Genomic DNA, 18,280 nt, shown 5'->3' with positions numbered 1-18,280 from the left:
GGTTAGTCTAATAAAAAGCTTCTTCTACTTTTTACTTCAGCATTATCTACTACTTCTTCTTTTACAAAAATATTGGAATCTGATTTTTTTCCAATATAATCAAGTTCATTCAATTTTTTATATAAAGATAACATCAATCTTGTAAAAGCTGAAGTTTTATAAAGCGATTCATTAATATTAGTGTGCACATATTCTAGCTCTATCATGTCTATCAAGACATTTTCAAAAGCACCTTGGTTCAAATCACACCAATCCGTTAAATAATTTAGTAATTCTTCTTTTCCTGTCCCAACATAAACATCTAATGCACTTTTAATAACACGAGCTAAACTAACTAACTTCGTTAACATGACAACCGGTGCCTCATATTTATCTTTGATTCTAAATTCAGGAATTATCGCATTTAAATATTCACCTGTCTTCTGCGTCAGATGTAAAACCATGTGCGCCAAATCATTGGTTTGTTTTTTCTGATATATCTTTTGAACAATGTGCATGGAATAATTTTCCATTTGATTTAAAAATGCTCCTATTTCTGAATAAGTAAATTTTAAATCTGGATGACTTTGTATTGAGCGACAAGGCGGAATAAAATCTTCCACTAAAACAGGATTTTCTCCTACCATAGCTACTTTTCCAATAGTTACATGATATAAACCCATTTCATGCTTAGAAGCTTCGGACTTAGGGATGATATCTATTTTATATTCTGAAAGCACATAAGGATGGCGTGGTGGGTCTTCATCAGGGTCAGCATCTCCAACAGGTATTTTACTAAATGGGTTTACATATAATACAATAAACCATTCTTCTTCATTAACATCTAAACCGTATTCATGTTTTAAAATATGACCTGACTGTTCTAAAAGCATTCTGGTGTCTTCAGTTATATCAATCTGATAACCACCTAAAGTTATTGCTCTACACGTATTTAAAGTAACATGTATTGTGGATTGTCCGTCAATAGATATTGTCATATCTATTGATGGTTGACTAGCACTCAGTGCTGGTAATAAACCAAAATTTACAGGTGTTACAGTATTAGAATTACTACTATGCATGGCGCTCATCATAGCGTTCTCCATACCTATAAAATGATTTTTATTTATTTTCATGCCATCAATCCAATTGACTTTATGATATGTACTTTCTATTTTCATTACTATTTTTTTAAGTAAAAAATATTGTTTTTAAAATATAGTTCTTCTGTAAGTTAGAGAAACATTTTCGATACAATTCGTTCCTTTTTGCTTATCCACTTCTAGTGATTTAATTTTTATATTTCTATTTGCTATTTTTTGACAAAATACAGCAAAAGACATTGTACTTCTATTGACAATAACAGTTTTATTTATGTCTCCACAAAAATAAACTTTAAAATCTATAGCTGTCTTTGCTCCTTCGGATACCTGCATTATCATCCTTGAAAAAACCTTATCCGTTATAGGAGGAGCTGTTATCTTCTTAGGTGTTATATCCTCATCTTCTTCTTCACCATCTTCTTTACCCGTATATCCAATAGGAAATTCCTTAACTTTCCAATCTTTTATATTTTTACGTCTTTTCTTTCTTTTTTCTATAATTGACTCTTTAACCAGCGGTTCCAATACGTTTATTTTCTTTTTAGTCATGTACTCTACATCACCATTTACTATCAATTTAACAGTATATAAACCTGGCTCTGTATACACATATTCGGCAGTTCTATTCTTATCATCAATTTTTGGTGTCTCTCCAAAACGCCACTCCCAAGTACTAGCGTTATTTGTCTCATCTTTTAATTTAAGAACATCTCCAACTCTTACGGATTCAGGAATATCAAAAACAGGAAACTTTGTAGAATCTAATACTTTTATAGCCTCTTTAATTTCTACCGTTTGCATACCTACACAACTACCATTAACAATTAATTCTACATCATATGCTCCAGGTTTTTCAAAATAATGTGCAGGATCTTTTTGAAACGAAGAGGTATTATCTCCAAAAGACCATTGCCATTTATCAGCATCGATGGTTAAATCATTAAACAGAATAGCTTCTCCTACTGCATAATCTTTTGCATCCGTATCAAATAATACGGTATTGCAGCCCGAACTATTTTTAATATGAAAACCTAAAACCGTTGCTGAAATCAAAAATACAAAGACAAATAGGTATCGTACCATTTTATCCATGTGATAATGTGTAATATTCTTCTCTGCCATAACTATTTTATTTATGAAATTATTATTTTATATGGAAAAACGCTAACCGAATGATTTTCCAAAAATAATAATAAATTACTATTTAAAGCGTCCCATTCTTGTTCTTTTGTTTCAGAATTTGCATTGGGCGTTAATATGATCTCCATGCAATTTACTAAACCTTTATTAATTGCGATATCTTTCACGTAGCTTTTTCTTATTTTAATGTCTGTTATTTTATCATTATAAATTTCGTAACATAGTGCTTTTACATCTTCTTTTGTCACTATCCTATCTCTAGACAACAACGATCGTCTATAGGCATTAAGTCTTTCTTCCATAGATAAATGATCCTTACCTCCAAATGTAGGCGTAAGTAAGATACTACTTTTCTGTCGTATTCCAATACCCTTATATATCTCTAAAGCACTTCCCGTTTTTAAATTATTTGCTAGCGTCCCATTTGTTGTCCAATACTCTACTAAAAGAGACTCCTTAACTTTAAAAGGTTTTAAGCTTAAATAAGTTGTTTCAGAAACCTCACTAGTAATTTCGGAAACTTTCTTTTCCAAACGCGCTATTAATTGATTTAATTCTTTAAGGTTAGATTGCAGGAAATCGTTATTAAACATAGAGAAGGATGCACTCTCATCTTTTAATAACTCCAATAAATATACTACATATTCTTTAGCTTTCCTATACCCCAATTTACCTACATTGTCTGACCTTTGTATATAAGTTCCTTTATCCTCATACGAGTTATCTTTACTTTGAGGTTTATACAATTGCCCATTTGTATTGGTTAGGCTATTTACATCCAAAAACAAATCGTCCGTTTTTACGGGTATTATACTTATAAACTCCTTTAGTCTATAAGAAAAACTATTTATCTCTCTATTTAAAACGGGAAATGCATTTAAAGTCCCATAAACATTTGCTAATGTAGCATTAGAAATAACACGAGGAAACACAATTTTTACCCATCGTACATTATCGTCTAATTTAATCTTATTCTCTGATATAAAAGTATCTAACTCTTCAAATTTTGACGTTTTACAAGTCAAATTTTGTTTAGAATCCATTAGTCTAACAAAATGCTTATTATAAAAATCACAAGTCTGATGCACTAAATTATTAGTTTTACTTGGAGCATCTTCAAAAATAGCATCTAAATCCAATTTAGCGCTATCTGTTGCATTTATAAAACCAGATTCTACATTAATTTTATTTCCGTCTAAATACCATTCTGAAAATTTCAAATGATGATAAAATAAAGCTTTATCATCAATATCCAAAAGCTCGAAATAGACTGAAACATCACTTAAATCTAATGTATCCAACTCACTAGTAATCCCAAGGTAAAGCGTTGAATTTGGTAAAGCCGCATTAGCAGACCCTTGTAATAAATTTTCAAAATCATTTTTACCAACAATCTCCTTCATACTTTTATCCACAGCCACATAACTAATATTAGCTTTTATCAATGTAGATGACGCTACTGGCGTAAAATATAAATTCTTGAAATTTTGTGTTGTTTTCTTTTGAGTGATTTTTTTCTTATAATAAAAAAGAGTTTCTGGAAGCACTACAGCTCTATCATCAATAGGAAAAGAACTCATCACACCATGCGCTGGTTTTGGACCATATATGGTCTCTGGTGTCATTAATTGAATAATTTTCTCTGTAATTCTAGTCTGTGATTCATTTATTTCACCACTGATTTTTTCAATTTCAGAAGCACAAGCACTTATTAATAATGCTACTAATGGATCAAAAGACATTTCAATTTCATTAGAAGGAACACCCCAAAGCTTTGCAGCTTTTTTAAGCATTCTATTTTTTATTTGTTCTTTGGTGTTATTCATTACTTATTAATATGATAATGGTCCGATAAAAAAATACTCGACGTAAGAAAAATTTTCATCAATTTTTTTAATCTTACCTTTAATACGAATATCGACTCTCTTTTTAATTCTATTATTTTGTCCGTTAGGGTTTAATTCTTCTTGTTTAATTTTAACAGTAATTGATACATTTGTTAATCTTTTTTCGTGTATTTTTAGAGAATCAAATAGAGATTCTTCAATTAGAGATTTTAATTTATTGGTGCTTTTTAGATTGTCAAAATCAATATTCCATATGGAACAACCATAAGAATCATCAAAAGTACATTCTCCAAAATAAGACGTCGCTATCAAATGGATATTGTTAGCTATTGAGGTTGACAAATCACAAGTCGAATGATTTTTACTTTTTATCAACGCCTCAGCGTTTATAGGTAATTTATAATACGTATTATTCATTAAAATAAAATTGAGCAACTAATATAGACCTAACATTTTAAAAAAAAAGAGGAATTCAAATATAATTTATATACTTTTAAAAATACATCTTTTTATACTTGTTTTATTGCATTTCATCGAAATCCAAATCACAATAAGTTTTTTTTATATAATTTTATTAATTATTAAATTAAAACAGACAGTAACACCTTAAATCATACTACTTACAATGAAAAAAATAATTTTAACATCTACACTCTTACTTTTTTGCTTAATTAATTATGCCCAAAGCCATTACTTTGAAGGTGTGGTAATAGACGATCAATTATCTACACCGATTAAAGGTGCGATTGTTACTATAAAAGACACAAAGCACATAGAAGCATCTGATGACGAAGGTAAGTTTGTATTTAATCAGAAACTACCTGAAGGCTCTTTAACTGTATTGGTTGAAAAGGAAGGTTTTACAACTAACATTTTCTTTATAGACGTTTCTCCAGGATCAAAAATTCTAGCAAAAGAAATTAAACTAGAGCCAAATAAAAAAGAACTTTATAGCCGAAAAGTAGCTAATAGAGAAATTGAAAAGCAAAGACGAGTAGCTGAAAAACAAGAAGCTGAACGAATTGCTGCTATCGAAAAAGAGTTAAAGGAAAAAGACAAACTGTACGCTAAAGAAATTAAACGATTAGCGAAAAACAAAAGAAAAGGAAAAGTAGATGAAGACACCGTTGTAGTTACTTATAATGAACCTCAATCTACAACTACTACTCCTGAAGAAGACACATATATTATTACCGAAGTCCAAAAAAAATACGGAAAAATCCTAGGTGTAGATCCAGCAGACTTAACTAATATCGAACTTTACAACCTAATTGAAGACTGGGACAATGTGCCATATTTGTATGGTGGAAACACAAAAAACGGTATTGACTGCTCTTCTTTTACACAATTTATAGCATCTTCGTTACTTAAATTTAGACTAGAACGTACCGCTCTTCAACAATATGAATCGAAATCTGTAGATACATTTAAAAACAGAGGACAAATATTTGAAGGAGATCTACTGTTTTTCACTGGAGTTGGAGAGGATAATGATAAACTAAATCACGTTGGAATGTACCTACACAACAATATGTTTGTACACTCCACAAGTAACAGAGATAAAGATGGAAAAGGAGGAGTTCAAATCAGTAATTTAAACGATGATTATTGGACAAGAAAATTTTTATCTGCAGGACGCATCATTGAAGATAATTAACACCTCTTTAATTAATGGACGCCTCACAATTACAATCTATTTTCAAAGAACTACTATCGGTATACCAAAACCTCAAGACAGAGGTTTTGATTGCTGAAGTACAAGAGCGCACTGATCTTAAATCTGAACAAATTATAATAAATAACAAAAGCACCTTTCAAAGACCCTACAGAAGAGACTTATTAAGTATCGATATTTCTAAATTAGAAGATGATCTACTAAGTATGGATTTATCACGAAGCGGATTATACGACTACCTTCCAGAAGGTGTCTTTCATACCCAAACCACGAATAAATCAACCTCTTTTTCAGCTAACAGAATTAAAACAAAAAAAGAAGAAGCTGCAGCTAGATCTTTTTTCTCTCCAATTGAAAACGAATTTTTTCATCAGAGATTAAATATTGAGAAGAACGAACGTATTTTAACAAATAATTTTTACAGCTTAAAAGATGACTATCTTATAGATTTCTGGAATCTAAGCAAGGATATGCCTCGTGCTTACCTTTTAAAATTAATAAAATTACTTCCACATACCTTTAAAATTGCTGGTGATTTAGAATTAACACGTCTAAGTTTAGAAAAAATATTAAAGAATAATGTTTCGTTTGTTATCAAGTACATCACAGAAACAAACAGTAAATCAAAATCAAATAAAAAAGAGGACAGACTAGGTGTTAACTCAGTTTTAGAACATTCAGGCATGCACATAGCACACCCCTATTTAGAGGTTACTATTTGGTTAAAAAACAACTCTGAAATAAAAAGTTACGTTTCAGACAAAGGAATAAACAAATTTCTAGAAATATTTTATAGTTATTTTTTACCTTTAGAGCTTGATGTAAAAACAAAATACGAAGTAAAAGGCGATTTAGGGTTCTCCTTAGATCCAAAAGCTAATTCCACTATTGGAATTTCAACCAAAATATAAAGAAAAAATGGGTTCTCTTTCAAGTTTATTAAGCGGTAATGCTTTTAAAATAAGCATCCTTCTATTTATAGTAGGCTCTTTAGTAATGATGCTATTTACCAAAATAAGAAAAATTTTCTCTAAGCAGAAAAAACAAGCTATACTATATGCTATATTTATTTTAATCTCTTTTGCTCTAGTAGGATTTATTAGTTCAAGTAAATTTTTAAATGATACAGCAGTCAATAGTTTTATTGGAATGCAAATTATTTTTTTACTACTAGGTATTCTACATCTATTTATTATGCGTAAATTTTTCGCAGCATTATCCGAGGACAAGTCTGATTTCTTTTCAGAGTTTTTATTTACAATTGCAATAACTTTAATTGGGTTATTCGCCTTTTTAAATGTGGTTACTAAGTTTAGAGATGGTATCAATTATACATTTTTAGCGTCCTCTATAATTTTTATAGTTCCTTATTTATCTTATAAATTATATGAGTTCTCCTTATTAATACCAGTTCCTGAATATAAAAATTGGTTTTACCCGCTAGAAGTAGATGTTAAAGAACCTACCCAGAAAGAACTGCAAAACCCTTTGGTAATTAGTTTCGAGTTCCAGAAAAAACAGGATATAGCCGATGTCACTAACTTTAGAGTGAAAGCACCAGAAAATATGGAGTTTGGAAAACTGTTTTACTTTTTTATTAATGATTATAATGAAAGGCATCCAGAAAGTCAAATAGATTTTACGGATTATAGCACACAAGAACCACACGGTTGGATTTTTTACAGAAAACCAAGTTGGATCAAATCACTAAAGCACATCAACTTTTCTAAAACTGTAATAGCGAACGACATACGAGAAGACTATGTTATTGTTTGCCAAAGGACTAACGTCATTTAATTAAAATTAAAAACGCTTTTAAACAGATAAAGATGTTTTTTATCGAAAATATTTGCCACCACTCTACAAAGTAACTAAATTTAGAATATGCCAATAATGGCTTTTAAATTTATTAAATATTTTTTATTATGGCTTTCAAAGCAAAACTTAAAGTAGGTGGACAAGAGTACAACGTTTTAAATTCTTCTTATGAATTACACCAAGAAACTGACGCTACAGGAAGACCTTCTTCTATCACAAGAGGAGGTAAAATTAAATTAACTGTAGAGTCTACTGCAGATACTAGTCTTTCTGACTGGATGTTTAACAATTTTGAGCGTAGAGATGGATCTATCGTTTTCTTAAAAAGAGACAGTGACTCTACTTCTAAAGAATTAAAATTCACAGAAGGTTACATGGTTAAGTATTACGAAAACTTTGATTCTACTGGAAAAAACCCAATGTCTGAGTCTTTCGTGATTTCAGCTAAAGGAATTGGAATTGGTAATGGAGAACATCTTAATGATTGGGTTTAATTAAAACTCCTTATTAATTATTATATAGTATTATAAATAAAGGGAGGGCTCACAGCTACTCCCTTTATTGTTTTATTTATTCATTTTAATTCCAAAAATTATGTCGTTTTTAGCTAAACTTAATATCGATGATGATCAAATGAATGTTTTAGAGTGCTCCTTCGGTTTTCACCAGGGTGCTGATAATACAGGTCGCCCATCACAAAAACCTCGAGGAGGACAAATAACTATTCTTATAGAATCCACAAATAAAACAGATTTTTTAGAGTGGATGATTTCTAGTAACATGACCAAAAATGGGAGTATCGTCTTTTACAAAAGAGATAACATGTCTAGCCTTAAAACCGTAGATTTTAGCGAAGCATATTGCTTGGACTATGTCGAAGATTTTGATGCTATTGGATCACAACCCTTAAAAACACGTGTTGTTATTTCGGCAAAAGAAGTCAGTATAAAAGGAACGACCTATACAAATAATTGGCCAGCAAAAATGTAATTTTTGGTAATTAGTATTTAACATTTTCAACGTATATCTATAAATAGTTAATAATTAGTTTCGTTTATTCTATATACAAGACTAGCTTGTTATTTACTGACCTATTTGTCCTACGACTACTTAAAAAGATGAATTACGTCAAAAAAGCAGATTTTTACGATATTTATATAGAACCTAGATGAAATACAGTAGTTATGCGCCAAAAATGAAAATATAATTGGGTTATTGGAGAGAAATTTTCTAATTGGACATATCTATAAAAAAAAGCTTGCCATCAAAAAGCTGACAATGTTATTTGGCAACAATGAGGAAGCAAATACACTTTTTCGCCTATAGTAGAGAAAGTATTTACAAGTAATGAATACTTACATCGCAAAGAATTTAATGTAGAATTTGATATACAATGGGTAACAACAAATGAATATTGGACTGTAAATATTGCAAAAATTGGTCCTTATAAAGAAGTTGTTTATATAATAAATTTTAACTCCAAAAATATATATTTAGCACACATAGATACAGATAGAAGCATAATACACTAAAACAAGGATTCCGACATACAATTGATGTACCTGATTAATACGGCAAGAAACATAACAACTCTTACAATCCCTTATTATGTAGATGATACTAAAGCATTAATGAACATAGAAAATGAGCTTAGATATAGATATTTACATGGTATAAAAAAAAGAGTAACACCATGATTCCTGGAGTTAAATTTACAAGTCTTTTAAATTAATGAAACAAAATAAAATCCTTTTTTTACTCTGTACATTTTTACTTCTATTTTTATCATGCAAAAAAAAGCAAATAAAATCTGTAACGAATTTAGAAAAAGAAACTTTAGACTCGATATATATATGTTTACAAGATTCAATTACTGTGCCTTTTTTATCAAAAACAAATTATAAAAAAGCTATAAAAACCTGCAATCTTACAATTTCAAATAACGAGTTTGTTTTGGGAGAATATGGCTTAATGGGACCAAGTAGTATTCTAAAAAAACATTTCTCTAAAATAGAAATTAGCAACCAAAACATAGTCATTAAACATGTCTTTTGGGAAACAAAAGATGGAGAACATTTTATTCAAGTTTGGTACCAACAAAAAGACAATATTTGGCTTCCAATTGAAGCTTATAAACATAATAAATCAACACAGTTTTAAATAAAAACAAAAGTAAACAACTAAAACTATAGATTTAACGTACTTATTTATAGGTATCGTTTTAATAATATAATAAGACTATGGCATTACAAAGCAACACAACTATATTTATATCAGGAACAGAAATTACAGCATTTAAATCAATAGAACTTCAGCAAAGTATCGATTCCCATCACCGACTAGAACTTGTCTGCCGTATGGACGTTTTAGAAAATCTAACTCAAGCGCTTGGAGAATCTAGTAAAAATTATTTAGGAGAAACCATTACACTTCAAACATCTTCTTTAGCTTCATTTAGTGGTTATAGAGCATTAGAGTTTAAAGGTATCGTCTCACAAATAACCACCATAAAAGGTCATGAAGCTGGTTCTGGTGACGAAGTTGTCATTACCGCCTTAAGCCCATCCTTTATAGCAGATGATGGCCCACATTATGCCTCTTATAACGATGTATCATTGGCAGAAATACTAGACCGTACCTTTAGCGGCTACGATAGATCAAAATTAGAAGTCCTAATACAACCTAATAACACCGCTACCCTGCACTACTCTGTTCAAAACGGAGAAAGTGCTTACAGTTATGCTAGTCGTTTAGCGGCGCAATATGGCGAGTGGTTTTATTATAATGGCTCTAAGTTAGTCTTTGGAGCGCCTGAGACAGAAGAATTAGTATTGACTTATGGTTTTGATCTTAAAGAATATAACCTAAATCTTACGCCACAATCACATAATTATAAATTTTATGCTAATGATTACCTCTTAAACGATGTGCATGAAAAAGATGCTAAAGACATTAGCTCTGGTGCCAGTGGTTACAGTGGTTTTGTTTCTAGTAAATCTAATACCATTTACAATAAGGAAACTAAAGTATGGCACAACTTATATAATGACCCACAAGCTAAACAAAGATTAGATTCTAGTATAGAATTGCAGAAAAAAGCTATCGAAATGCAGCAAGTAAAACTGAATGGCGTTAGTGATAACCCTGGCGTAAAATTAGGAAATATAGTAAAAGTGGAAGGTGCAAACTACAGAGTCATAAGCATTACGCATAGCAATAGAGAAAATGGCGATTACGAAAATAGATTTGAAGCTGTTACTGCCGATTTTGATGCTTATCCTAATACCAACATTAATGCCTTTCCTAAAAGCGGCACACAACCTGCTATAGTAATGGAAAATACTGATCCACATGGTTTAGGTAGAATACGTGTGCAAATGCCATGGCAACAAATAACAGGAGAAATGACGCCTTGGATACGTATTGTAACTCCACATGCAGGAGGAGACAAAGGCTTCCATTTTATACCGGAAATTAATGAAGAAGTAATGGTTGGTTTTGAAGGTGATAATGCTGAGCATCCGTATATGATGGGTAGTTTGTATAATGGAGGAGCAAAAGCAGGTGCTTTTCAGAGTAATGCTAATGATATTAAGGCTATTAAGACTAGAAGTGGACATGTTATTGAGTTCAATGACACAAACAACGGAGAAAGCATTACCATTGTTGATAAAAAAGGTAATCACATTATTATTGATACAGCAGGAGAAAGCATTAGTATAAATGCATTAAAAGATATTAATATAAATGCTGGTGAAAACATAAATATAACTGCAGGTAAAAACATTTCTATAAATGCTGGCGAAAACATGGATGAGTCTGCTGGCAAAAATGTATCTATAATAGCAAATAAAGACATGATGCTAAATGCATCAGGTAATATGACTGAAATGTCAGAAAACAGAAAAGATCTAATCGATGGAGATTTTAGTAGACAATCCACCACATCTGACGAATACGCAAATGAAATGACATTGTTTAGTGCTGAAGACAACTTGACCATGCAAAGCTCAAAATCAATCAATATTAATAGTGCTGAAAAAAGCAAACTCTTTTAATTATGGCTATAACAAGACAAGCAAAAAACTATTCAGTTATTGCAAATAAAAAGTATGAAGCTATTGTTAATGGTAAATACGATAAGTACGCAGATAAAATTACTATAGATGCAGTGGATGGAGATTTAAGTTTAATTAGTAATAAAAAAGTTATAAGTAATGGCGGAAGCTAAAGTTCGTTTTGGATCACCTGTAGCAACATCTAGAACCCAGCTACCACAAATATTAAAAAAGTTTTTAGTACACTTTAGACGACCTTCAGATTATGATGGAACGTATGGTTTTGATTGGTTAAGGGATGAGTATATTCACCCTATTAAAAGTGTAATTCTAGACCATAGTGGAAACACAATTAACGCTGCATTAAACCTTTGTGAAAACACTAATCTTTTAAAAACTAAATATAAAAAATTAGTAGCTCATAATAACGATTATTATGGTTCTTGGTTAACCATGTTTCCAAATACAATAGAAGCTAATACTACGCACTCCGCTTCAATTCAAACAAATGGAATTGATTTAGATATAGATATCGAAACTTTAGAAACTCTAATTAGCGATGATACCGAAATAATTTTTGAAAATGAAAATCCTTTTTTAAAAATCACTCCTGAAAAATTAATGCTAAAAAACCTTATCACAGGTACGATAACAAATAAATCTCTTGGCGGTACTAATATTAAAAAATACTACTCAAATTCAAAAAAAATTAATATTAAAAGTGATGGAGGAGTTTTTGAAAATGATGAAGAAATTAAAGTCTTTGCAAAATTAGATAGCCAAAAAGTGGAAGTCGGTAAACTAATGGTATGTAAAAATAATGACTACAATGACTACACCACAGAAATATATGTTATTAAATCCTATTTAAGGGATGACCCTAACTTTAGTAAGACTATAATTGATACTGAATTAGCAAAAATTGGAGGAATTCAAGGATTAGAGGATTACTTAAATCAAAAAAGTATGAATCAATCTTTAATTAAGGTTAAATTGATATACGATCAATCCAAAGATTGGGTTTTTAGAAAACAATCCTTGATTAATGCTTCTAATCAACCAAAATACAATGGTATGATTCAAAATCAATCCACTATGTTGATGAGCACTGGAAGGTATATGGATTATATAAACGATAGATTTAAATTAATGTATCCTAATTTAGTAAATAAAAATGCTGTATTTTTATATATAACACCATTTACATCTCCCACCGCTGGTGGTGCATCCTATAACGCTCCCTTAGATAGTAAACATATTATTATTTTTAAAAACAACATAGACCATTTACCCTCCTATGCACATGAAATTGGACATAATTTTGGACTGGAACATTCTTTTGAAGATGATCCAACACTAACTAATGCCATCCTATTAGCAAATGCACAAGCTGATTTAGCGCAAGATGAAGCAACAAAAATATCAACTTTGACAAATAACCGTGCTTTTTATAATGCTAATCCTGAACGAAGACGGGAAGACACAAAAATATTAGATAACAACATACAATATCGAAGAGATAATATCATAGTTTTAAATAATAACCTTTTAAGGTTTTCAAAAAAAGCAACAGAAAACATTATGGACTATGACTTATCTAATCAAAAAGTCTTTTTTAAATGGCAATCTGATATAATGAAGCCTGAAGTTAAAACCTATTATCACTAAAAAATGAAAACATATATTATTCTTTTATTTAGCGTTTTCATGCTAATTGGTTGTAAAACTAATAATAGACCTACCTACTCTAATCCTCTTAAAATTGAGAAGGCAAATTCACCATTAAATATAGATTCAATTTTATATTGGACTACTAATAATTATAGCTTAAATATTAAAAGTAAAAAAATAGCTGACGTATTAATAAATTATAAAATTAAAGACGGAAAATTATATAACATAAGTAACAATACTATAGTAGACCAAGTAAATATTAGTTTTCATGAAGATAGTATCACGTCTCAAGATGTTAAAATTATTAATGGACTACCCAATGGTATTTACTATAATTCTAGATCAAATTTTAAGGATTGGCGTACTTTTTTCTATGATGAAAAAGGTGATTTAAATAACACATTTTCCATAGGAGATTATACAACTACATTTACAAATGGTAATGGATTTTGGAAAGATTATTACTTCAATAATACAGATACTATTTATGTAATAAAGGAAGAAGGACAAGTTTCTCAAAATTTTAAAATTGGCAAATGGTTATATTATTCTGAAAAAGGAGAAATTATAGAAACAAAAAATTACCGATTAAAAGACTCTATAGATGTTCGATTTCCACACTGTCTTTTTAATAAAAAAGAACCTACTATTTAAATCATAGTTCAAAAAAACAATAGATTCAATATATATATAAAACTTGAAAACAATTCAAAGAACATATAAAGTCAAAGAAAACGACACCATTAAAGGAGTCGCGGAAACTTATGGTCTAGAAATTCAAGAACTAATTGCCTACCATAACAAAAGAGCCCCTTCTCATGATCAAATTAGAAAAAGAATTCCGGACTTTTTACGAGAAATCATATTACCTACTGAAGGTTATATCCTTAAAGATGGTAAAGAAGTTTGGGCTAATCCAAACATAGAAGAACCCAATAATTTAAACAAACCTTTTACAGGAAAACTACTTCATCAACCCTTTTCAAAAGATCTTTGCTATGGTGTATTGAAAACAATTAAATCTACTAATAAAGAACAGACCATAAAGTATGAAACCAGTGTAAGATTCTATCCTAAAGATCAAGATGGTAGTTATTATGTCTCTATAGATATAACTTCCAAAACATATATAAATGATAAAGAAGCAAATTTAATTGCAGATGAGATGGCATTAAGTTGTACAGAAGTATTGTACCCATTAGTGCTTAAGATTGATAAAAATGTGCAATTAATAGAAATACAAAATCATGGTCAGATTTTAAATAGATGGGAAAAACAAAAAAAAACAAAGTTAAAATACTTTGAAGGTGAAATAGCTAAAAATTATTTTCAACGATTTGAAGAAACATTGATTGACGAATCATTATGCCTTCATTATTTAAAAAATGATTGGTTTTTGTATCTATATTTTAATAAAATTTACCGTACCTATTTTCCAGATTCAAAACAAAAAGATGAAATAATCACATTTCCCATAATTCCAAATACAGCTTCTGTCGAGTTTAAAGTTAATACAAGTGCTAAAATATTCAATAAAAATAGTAGACTTAGAATAGATACAAAAGGAATTTGCAATGATAAAAGAAGCAAACAAGAATTAGAACAAAAACAGTTCTTCTCTACTCTATTTCTAGACAAACCATCGACAAAAGGAAAATTTAGAACAATATACTTTTTAAAACCAAACAATCATAAAATTGAATCTGCCTTCTTAGAGTGTAGTTTAGAATTAAACAAGTCTAAGTATGTCTCAATTTCAATTTCAGAAATAGATAGTAATCTAGAATCTGAAAATAAAAGACATCCAAAATTAATAAAACACCAACACGAAAATAAGAAATCCTTTTGGAGAAGTATATTTTCATAAACCAGTATAATCATGAGTGAAAAACATATTGTAGTCCATGGTGCCATTTGTGAGTGCCAACAAGGATTTATACCAGATATGCTAGAGGTTAAATCACATACATACGAGTACGCAAATGACAAGAATGGAAGCAAAAAATTAATAGGTACAACCTTAGAGATAGGTACCCCATTTAAAAATAAAACCTTTGGTCAATGCAAATTACAACCCACACCAAGTAGTTATAAACCATGTCAACCAATGATTACTGGATGGGATGGCGCCTATGAAGATGTCACATTAAAAAATGGAGGTAACATTTTAACAGAAGATAGCAAAGCTATTTGCGCTATAGCTGGCTCAGGAGTAGTATCAATAACTAACCACGGTCAAATTTCAGAACCTAGTCAACAAAACATTAATAATGCAGACGAGGATACCCAAGCACAATTAAACCCAATGGTGGATACTAGTGCGCTTGGGAAAAATGAGAATAATAATGAAGGAATAGTTGAATCTGCAAATTAATAGACCATGGCAAGAGGTGTAAAAAAAATAATAATGTATCAAGGAAAGTACTATAACAAGACTAGTACTAATGTTACTATTCCTCCAGAAAAGCCTGCCAGCTTTAAAGTAGAAGAATGGTTTTCTGGAACAACAGAGGATGATAAAAAGAACGCTATCACTTGGATGCGACAATCCAATAATAGAAAGACAATATTATACCAATTAAAGTCGAAAACTGGGTACTATTTTAGCATATCAAAAAAACTATGTGGTCCTTATACTTTTTACATTGAAGCTAGTTTATCTGGAAAAAGAGATTTTAAAAATCCATCAGGTCTTTATATAAATGGTTATACAAAGGCTTTAATAAAAGGAAGTAATTGGAGAAAAACACCAACAGGTAACAATATTAAAAATGGGTCTCCAATCAAATATGGAGAGCTAGTTTATATCTGGTTAGATACCGAAGGGTTAAATGGAGATACAGTTACTATAGAAGTTTATAACCAAACTATAGGGGCTGATAATTACATAGATAGATATACTAACGTAAAAGTCGTTAATGGTGAAGTTGCATTTAAGATTGGAAACACAAAAAAATGGCTAAATAAAGTTGGCTGGTATACAGAAAACGTTGAAGAGTTTTATATAAAAGTAAAAAAAGGAAGTGGTAATACATATATTAAAGATCACTTAGGTGCAGACAATCATGCAATATATTTAAATATTAAAAATGAAGTTGTAGATAAAGAAGCTGAAGTTAGCGAAAACCTAACACCAACAAAAGTCTATAAAGCAGAGGTTAACGCAGAAAGACATGAACCTTGCAAGTTTGACAAAGTAACCATATCATTACCTCTTGTTAAAGACGGTAAAGCATCAACAAAAACTATTACAATATTTGAAGATGGGGTAACTAAAATAAAAAGTAATACAACCGACGAGAAAATAAATCGCAGCATTCATTTTAAATTTAATGATTATAGTATTGCTCCTGATGCGCAAAAAAAACTAAATAACATATTAGGTTTTTTATTAGGCCATAAAGGAACGACTATAATGATGACCGGTTATGCTTGTGTAATTGGTAAAGCAGATTACAATAAAAATTTATCGCAACAACGTAGTGATTCTGTTAAAACCTTTTTTGTAAATGGAGGTTTAGATTCAAGTAGAATTATTAGCATTGGTCGTGGAGAGTATAATATTCAAAACCCAGATGATTATAAAAATAAAAACGAAGAAGTCTATGTAGATGCCCGTCGTGTAGATATTTCATTTACTTTTCATGGTCACACAGCAAATGCTGCTGTTTTTGAAACCACTGCGCCAAGTAGTAAACAAATAGTAACATTAGATGTCTTAGGTTTTGACACCGAGGATTGTTATAGAAATGCCGAAAAACACAAAGAAGAAATTATTGTAAAATCTCCTGATGCAGAAGAGTTTAAAGAAACAAATCCCTCATTACAGTTCCCTATTCAATCAACACTTTCTAAATATAACGTTGCTCCAATTCAATATATATGGCCAAAATTCAACATACTAAATTGGTCAGATTCAGCGACTTTATACAAAACGCATATTCATAGTTGCAGATATTATTCTAATCAAAAAGCACATAGTATTTTAATAAAAGCTTATCCAGATATTAAATGGGAATTAGAATTTAAATGGAACCATACTGAATCCTTTGCTTATTCATATGGTAATGAAATGCATCCTTATGACATAGAAAAAGGACAGGAAAAAGTAATTGGATCAACAATCGACCGAGGGCTTTCTGAAAATTTTGGAGAAATGGCTCAATCTTTTGAACTATCATTAAAAGCTAAGTGGGATGAAGATTCTCAAAATTTAGAGATTGGTAAAGAGTGGGGAAAAAAAATAGCAAAAACGCTTAAGCTCTTTAACAAAATGAAAGCCGCTACAGATGCTATTGCAAAATCACCTGTAAATGGAGGTAAATTAAGCTTTGAAATAAAAGCTCCTGTAATTGCTGTGTCTGCAAAATGGTATCTTGAAACGCCAAAAAACAATACAAAAATTGGAACGAATATCACCATTGGTATAGAGTCTAAACCTTTGATTGAAGCCGAAGGTAAAATTAATCTTTGGAAAATTTTCAGAGAATATGGCCCCAATGCAATATGTCCCGGTGCCGGAACGGTTGTAAATTTTGTTTTAGAACATATTGAGGGTAATGTAGGCATTAGTTTTATGGTAATATTTACAGGAAGTATAAATGCAAAAGGGCAAGTACAAGGCAACACTTTAGTACCTACGGACACAAAAGGAGAGATAGGTATTATAGGTAAAATACAAGTGACCATGGAATTTAAAGCATGGGCAAATGGGGAGATAGGTATGGCCAGCTTTGAAGGATATGTAAAAGCAGATGTTAGTACGTATGTTTCTGGAGGTATTAAAGCAGAAGTCAGTAAAGTTGGCCTATATGGCTATCCAGAACTAAATTTTGGAGGTATCATTGCTAAATACGTTGCTGTTGGATCTGTAAAGTTTGGAATTTTCAAAAGGACTTTTGAAAAGAAAGGAGAATACGTAATAGTTGAACCAAATAAATCTAACTTTAGTAAAAAATATATTATCGGACCTTATAAATAATTAAA

17 protein-coding genes are annotated in these 18,280 nt (G+C 30.5%); 13 read left to right on the top strand and 4 right to left on the bottom strand.

Annotation, left to right across the window (positions count from 1 at the left end):
• Positions 1–2: 2 nt before the first annotated feature.
• The 4 genes from E9099_RS14010 to E9099_RS13995 are packed head-to-tail and all read right to left on the bottom strand — an operon-like array spanning position 3 to position 4,486.
• Positions 3–1,160, bottom strand: coding sequence for a hypothetical protein (locus E9099_RS14010; RefSeq protein ID WP_136584170.1), 1,158 nt, complete (start codon positions 1,158–1,160; stop codon positions 3–5).
• 30 nt (positions 1,161–1,190) lie between these two features.
• Positions 1,191–2,204 (bottom strand): PKD domain-containing protein, encoded by a 1,014-nt coding sequence (locus E9099_RS14005; protein ID WP_136584169.1) that lies wholly within the window; start codon positions 2,202–2,204, stop codon positions 1,191–1,193.
• Positions 2,205–2,215: 11 nt separating this feature from the next.
• Positions 2,216–4,048 carry a type VI secretion system baseplate subunit TssF gene (locus tag E9099_RS14000; protein ID WP_136584168.1) on the bottom strand — a complete coding sequence of 611 codons (1,833 nt, stop codon included), beginning with the start codon at positions 4,046–4,048 and terminating at the stop codon, positions 2,216–2,218.
• A 6-nt stretch (positions 4,049–4,054) separates the two neighbouring features.
• Complete coding sequence (locus tag E9099_RS13995; protein ID WP_136584167.1) at positions 4,055–4,486, bottom strand: GPW/gp25 family protein; 432 nt, start codon at positions 4,484–4,486, stop codon at positions 4,055–4,057.
• Positions 4,487–4,694: 208 nt separating this feature from the next.
• Between E9099_RS13995 and E9099_RS13990 the strand changes: the two genes are divergently transcribed.
• From E9099_RS13990 to E9099_RS13935, 13 genes are all read left to right on the top strand, one after another.
• A complete protein-coding gene (locus E9099_RS13990) occupies positions 4,695–5,726 on the top strand; it encodes a C40 family peptidase (RefSeq protein ID WP_136584166.1) in 1,032 nt (343 codons plus the stop codon).
• Between the two features lie 14 nt (positions 5,727–5,740).
• On the top strand, positions 5,741–6,655 hold the full coding sequence (locus E9099_RS13985; RefSeq protein WP_136584165.1) for a hypothetical protein: 915 nt from the start codon (positions 5,741–5,743) through the stop codon (positions 6,653–6,655).
• Between the two features lie 7 nt (positions 6,656–6,662).
• On the top strand, positions 6,663–7,541 hold the full coding sequence (locus tag E9099_RS13980; protein ID WP_136584164.1) for a TssN family type VI secretion system protein: 879 nt from the start codon (positions 6,663–6,665) through the stop codon (positions 7,539–7,541).
• A 128-nt stretch (positions 7,542–7,669) separates the two neighbouring features.
• A complete protein-coding gene (gene tssD, locus E9099_RS13975; RefSeq protein ID WP_136584163.1) occupies positions 7,670–8,056 on the top strand; it encodes a type VI secretion system tube protein TssD in 387 nt (128 codons plus the stop codon).
• A gap of 100 nt (positions 8,057–8,156) precedes the next feature.
• Positions 8,157–8,552 (top strand): type VI secretion system tube protein TssD, encoded by a 396-nt coding sequence (tssD, locus tag E9099_RS13970; protein ID WP_136584162.1) that lies wholly within the window; start codon positions 8,157–8,159, stop codon positions 8,550–8,552.
• A 741-nt stretch (positions 8,553–9,293) separates the two neighbouring features.
• Entirely contained in the window at positions 9,294–9,722 is a 429-nt protein-coding gene (locus E9099_RS13965; RefSeq protein ID WP_136584161.1) for a hypothetical protein, read from the top strand.
• Positions 9,723–9,802: 80 nt separating this feature from the next.
• Positions 9,803–11,620, top strand: coding sequence for a type VI secretion system Vgr family protein (locus tag E9099_RS13960; protein ID WP_136584160.1), 1,818 nt, complete (start codon positions 9,803–9,805; stop codon positions 11,618–11,620).
• A gap of 2 nt (positions 11,621–11,622) precedes the next feature.
• The gene (locus E9099_RS19255; RefSeq protein ID WP_168800758.1) at positions 11,623–11,793 is read left to right on the top strand and encodes a hypothetical protein; all 171 of its coding nucleotides are present in this window, start codon (positions 11,623–11,625) and stop codon (positions 11,791–11,793) included.
• Complete coding sequence (locus tag E9099_RS13955) at positions 11,780–13,288, top strand: matrixin family metalloprotease (protein WP_136584159.1); 1,509 nt, start codon at positions 11,780–11,782, stop codon at positions 13,286–13,288. The genes E9099_RS19255 and E9099_RS13955 overlap by 14 nt, the downstream gene beginning before the upstream one ends.
• A gap of 3 nt (positions 13,289–13,291) precedes the next feature.
• A complete protein-coding gene (locus tag E9099_RS13950) occupies positions 13,292–13,948 on the top strand; it encodes a hypothetical protein (RefSeq protein WP_136584158.1) in 657 nt (218 codons plus the stop codon).
• A gap of 43 nt (positions 13,949–13,991) precedes the next feature.
• A complete protein-coding gene (locus E9099_RS13945) occupies positions 13,992–15,161 on the top strand; it encodes a hypothetical protein (protein WP_136584157.1) in 1,170 nt (389 codons plus the stop codon).
• 12 nt (positions 15,162–15,173) lie between these two features.
• Positions 15,174–15,668, top strand: a complete 495-nt coding sequence (locus tag E9099_RS13940) for a DUF4280 domain-containing protein (protein ID WP_136584156.1) — start codon at positions 15,174–15,176, stop codon at positions 15,666–15,668.
• Positions 15,669–15,674: 6 nt separating this feature from the next.
• Positions 15,675–18,275, top strand: a complete 2,601-nt coding sequence (locus E9099_RS13935; protein ID WP_136584155.1) for an OmpA family protein — start codon at positions 15,675–15,677, stop codon at positions 18,273–18,275.
• The last annotated feature ends 5 nt before the right edge of the window (positions 18,276–18,280 follow it).

The sequence above is a fragment of the Psychroserpens sp. NJDZ02 genome (assembly GCF_004843725.1).
Lineage (GTDB): Bacteria > Bacteroidota > Bacteroidia > Flavobacteriales > Flavobacteriaceae > Olleya.
This window is presented reverse-complemented; position numbering and strand designations above follow the sequence as displayed.

Coding starts and splice junctions, on each gene's coding strand:
- tssD (WP_136584162.1), top strand. CDS start 8,157: ATGTCGTTTTTAGCTAAACTTAATATCGATGATGATCAAATGAATGTT.
- E9099_RS13990 (WP_136584166.1), top strand. CDS start 4,695: ATGAAAAAAATAATTTTAACATCTACACTCTTACTTTTTTGCTTAATT.
- E9099_RS13995 (WP_136584167.1), bottom strand. CDS start 4,486: ATGAATAATACGTATTATAAATTACCTATAAACGCTGAGGCGTTGATA.
- E9099_RS13965 (WP_136584161.1), top strand. CDS start 9,294: ATGAAACAAAATAAAATCCTTTTTTTACTCTGTACATTTTTACTTCTA.
- E9099_RS13940 (WP_136584156.1), top strand. CDS start 15,174: ATGAGTGAAAAACATATTGTAGTCCATGGTGCCATTTGTGAGTGCCAA.
- E9099_RS13950 (WP_136584158.1), top strand. CDS start 13,292: ATGAAAACATATATTATTCTTTTATTTAGCGTTTTCATGCTAATTGGT.
- E9099_RS13935 (WP_136584155.1), top strand. CDS start 15,675: ATGGCAAGAGGTGTAAAAAAAATAATAATGTATCAAGGAAAGTACTAT.
- tssD (WP_136584163.1), top strand. CDS start 7,670: ATGGCTTTCAAAGCAAAACTTAAAGTAGGTGGACAAGAGTACAACGTT.
- E9099_RS19255 (WP_168800758.1), top strand. CDS start 11,623: ATGGCTATAACAAGACAAGCAAAAAACTATTCAGTTATTGCAAATAAA.
- E9099_RS13980 (WP_136584164.1), top strand. CDS start 6,663: ATGGGTTCTCTTTCAAGTTTATTAAGCGGTAATGCTTTTAAAATAAGC.
- E9099_RS13955 (WP_136584159.1), top strand. CDS start 11,780: ATGGCGGAAGCTAAAGTTCGTTTTGGATCACCTGTAGCAACATCTAGA.
- E9099_RS13985 (WP_136584165.1), top strand. CDS start 5,741: ATGGACGCCTCACAATTACAATCTATTTTCAAAGAACTACTATCGGTA.
- E9099_RS14005 (WP_136584169.1), bottom strand. CDS start 2,204: ATGGCAGAGAAGAATATTACACATTATCACATGGATAAAATGGTACGA.
- E9099_RS13960 (WP_136584160.1), top strand. CDS start 9,803: ATGGCATTACAAAGCAACACAACTATATTTATATCAGGAACAGAAATT.
- E9099_RS14000 (WP_136584168.1), bottom strand. CDS start 4,048: ATGAATAACACCAAAGAACAAATAAAAAATAGAATGCTTAAAAAAGCT.
- E9099_RS14010 (WP_136584170.1), bottom strand. CDS start 1,160: ATGAAAATAGAAAGTACATATCATAAAGTCAATTGGATTGATGGCATG.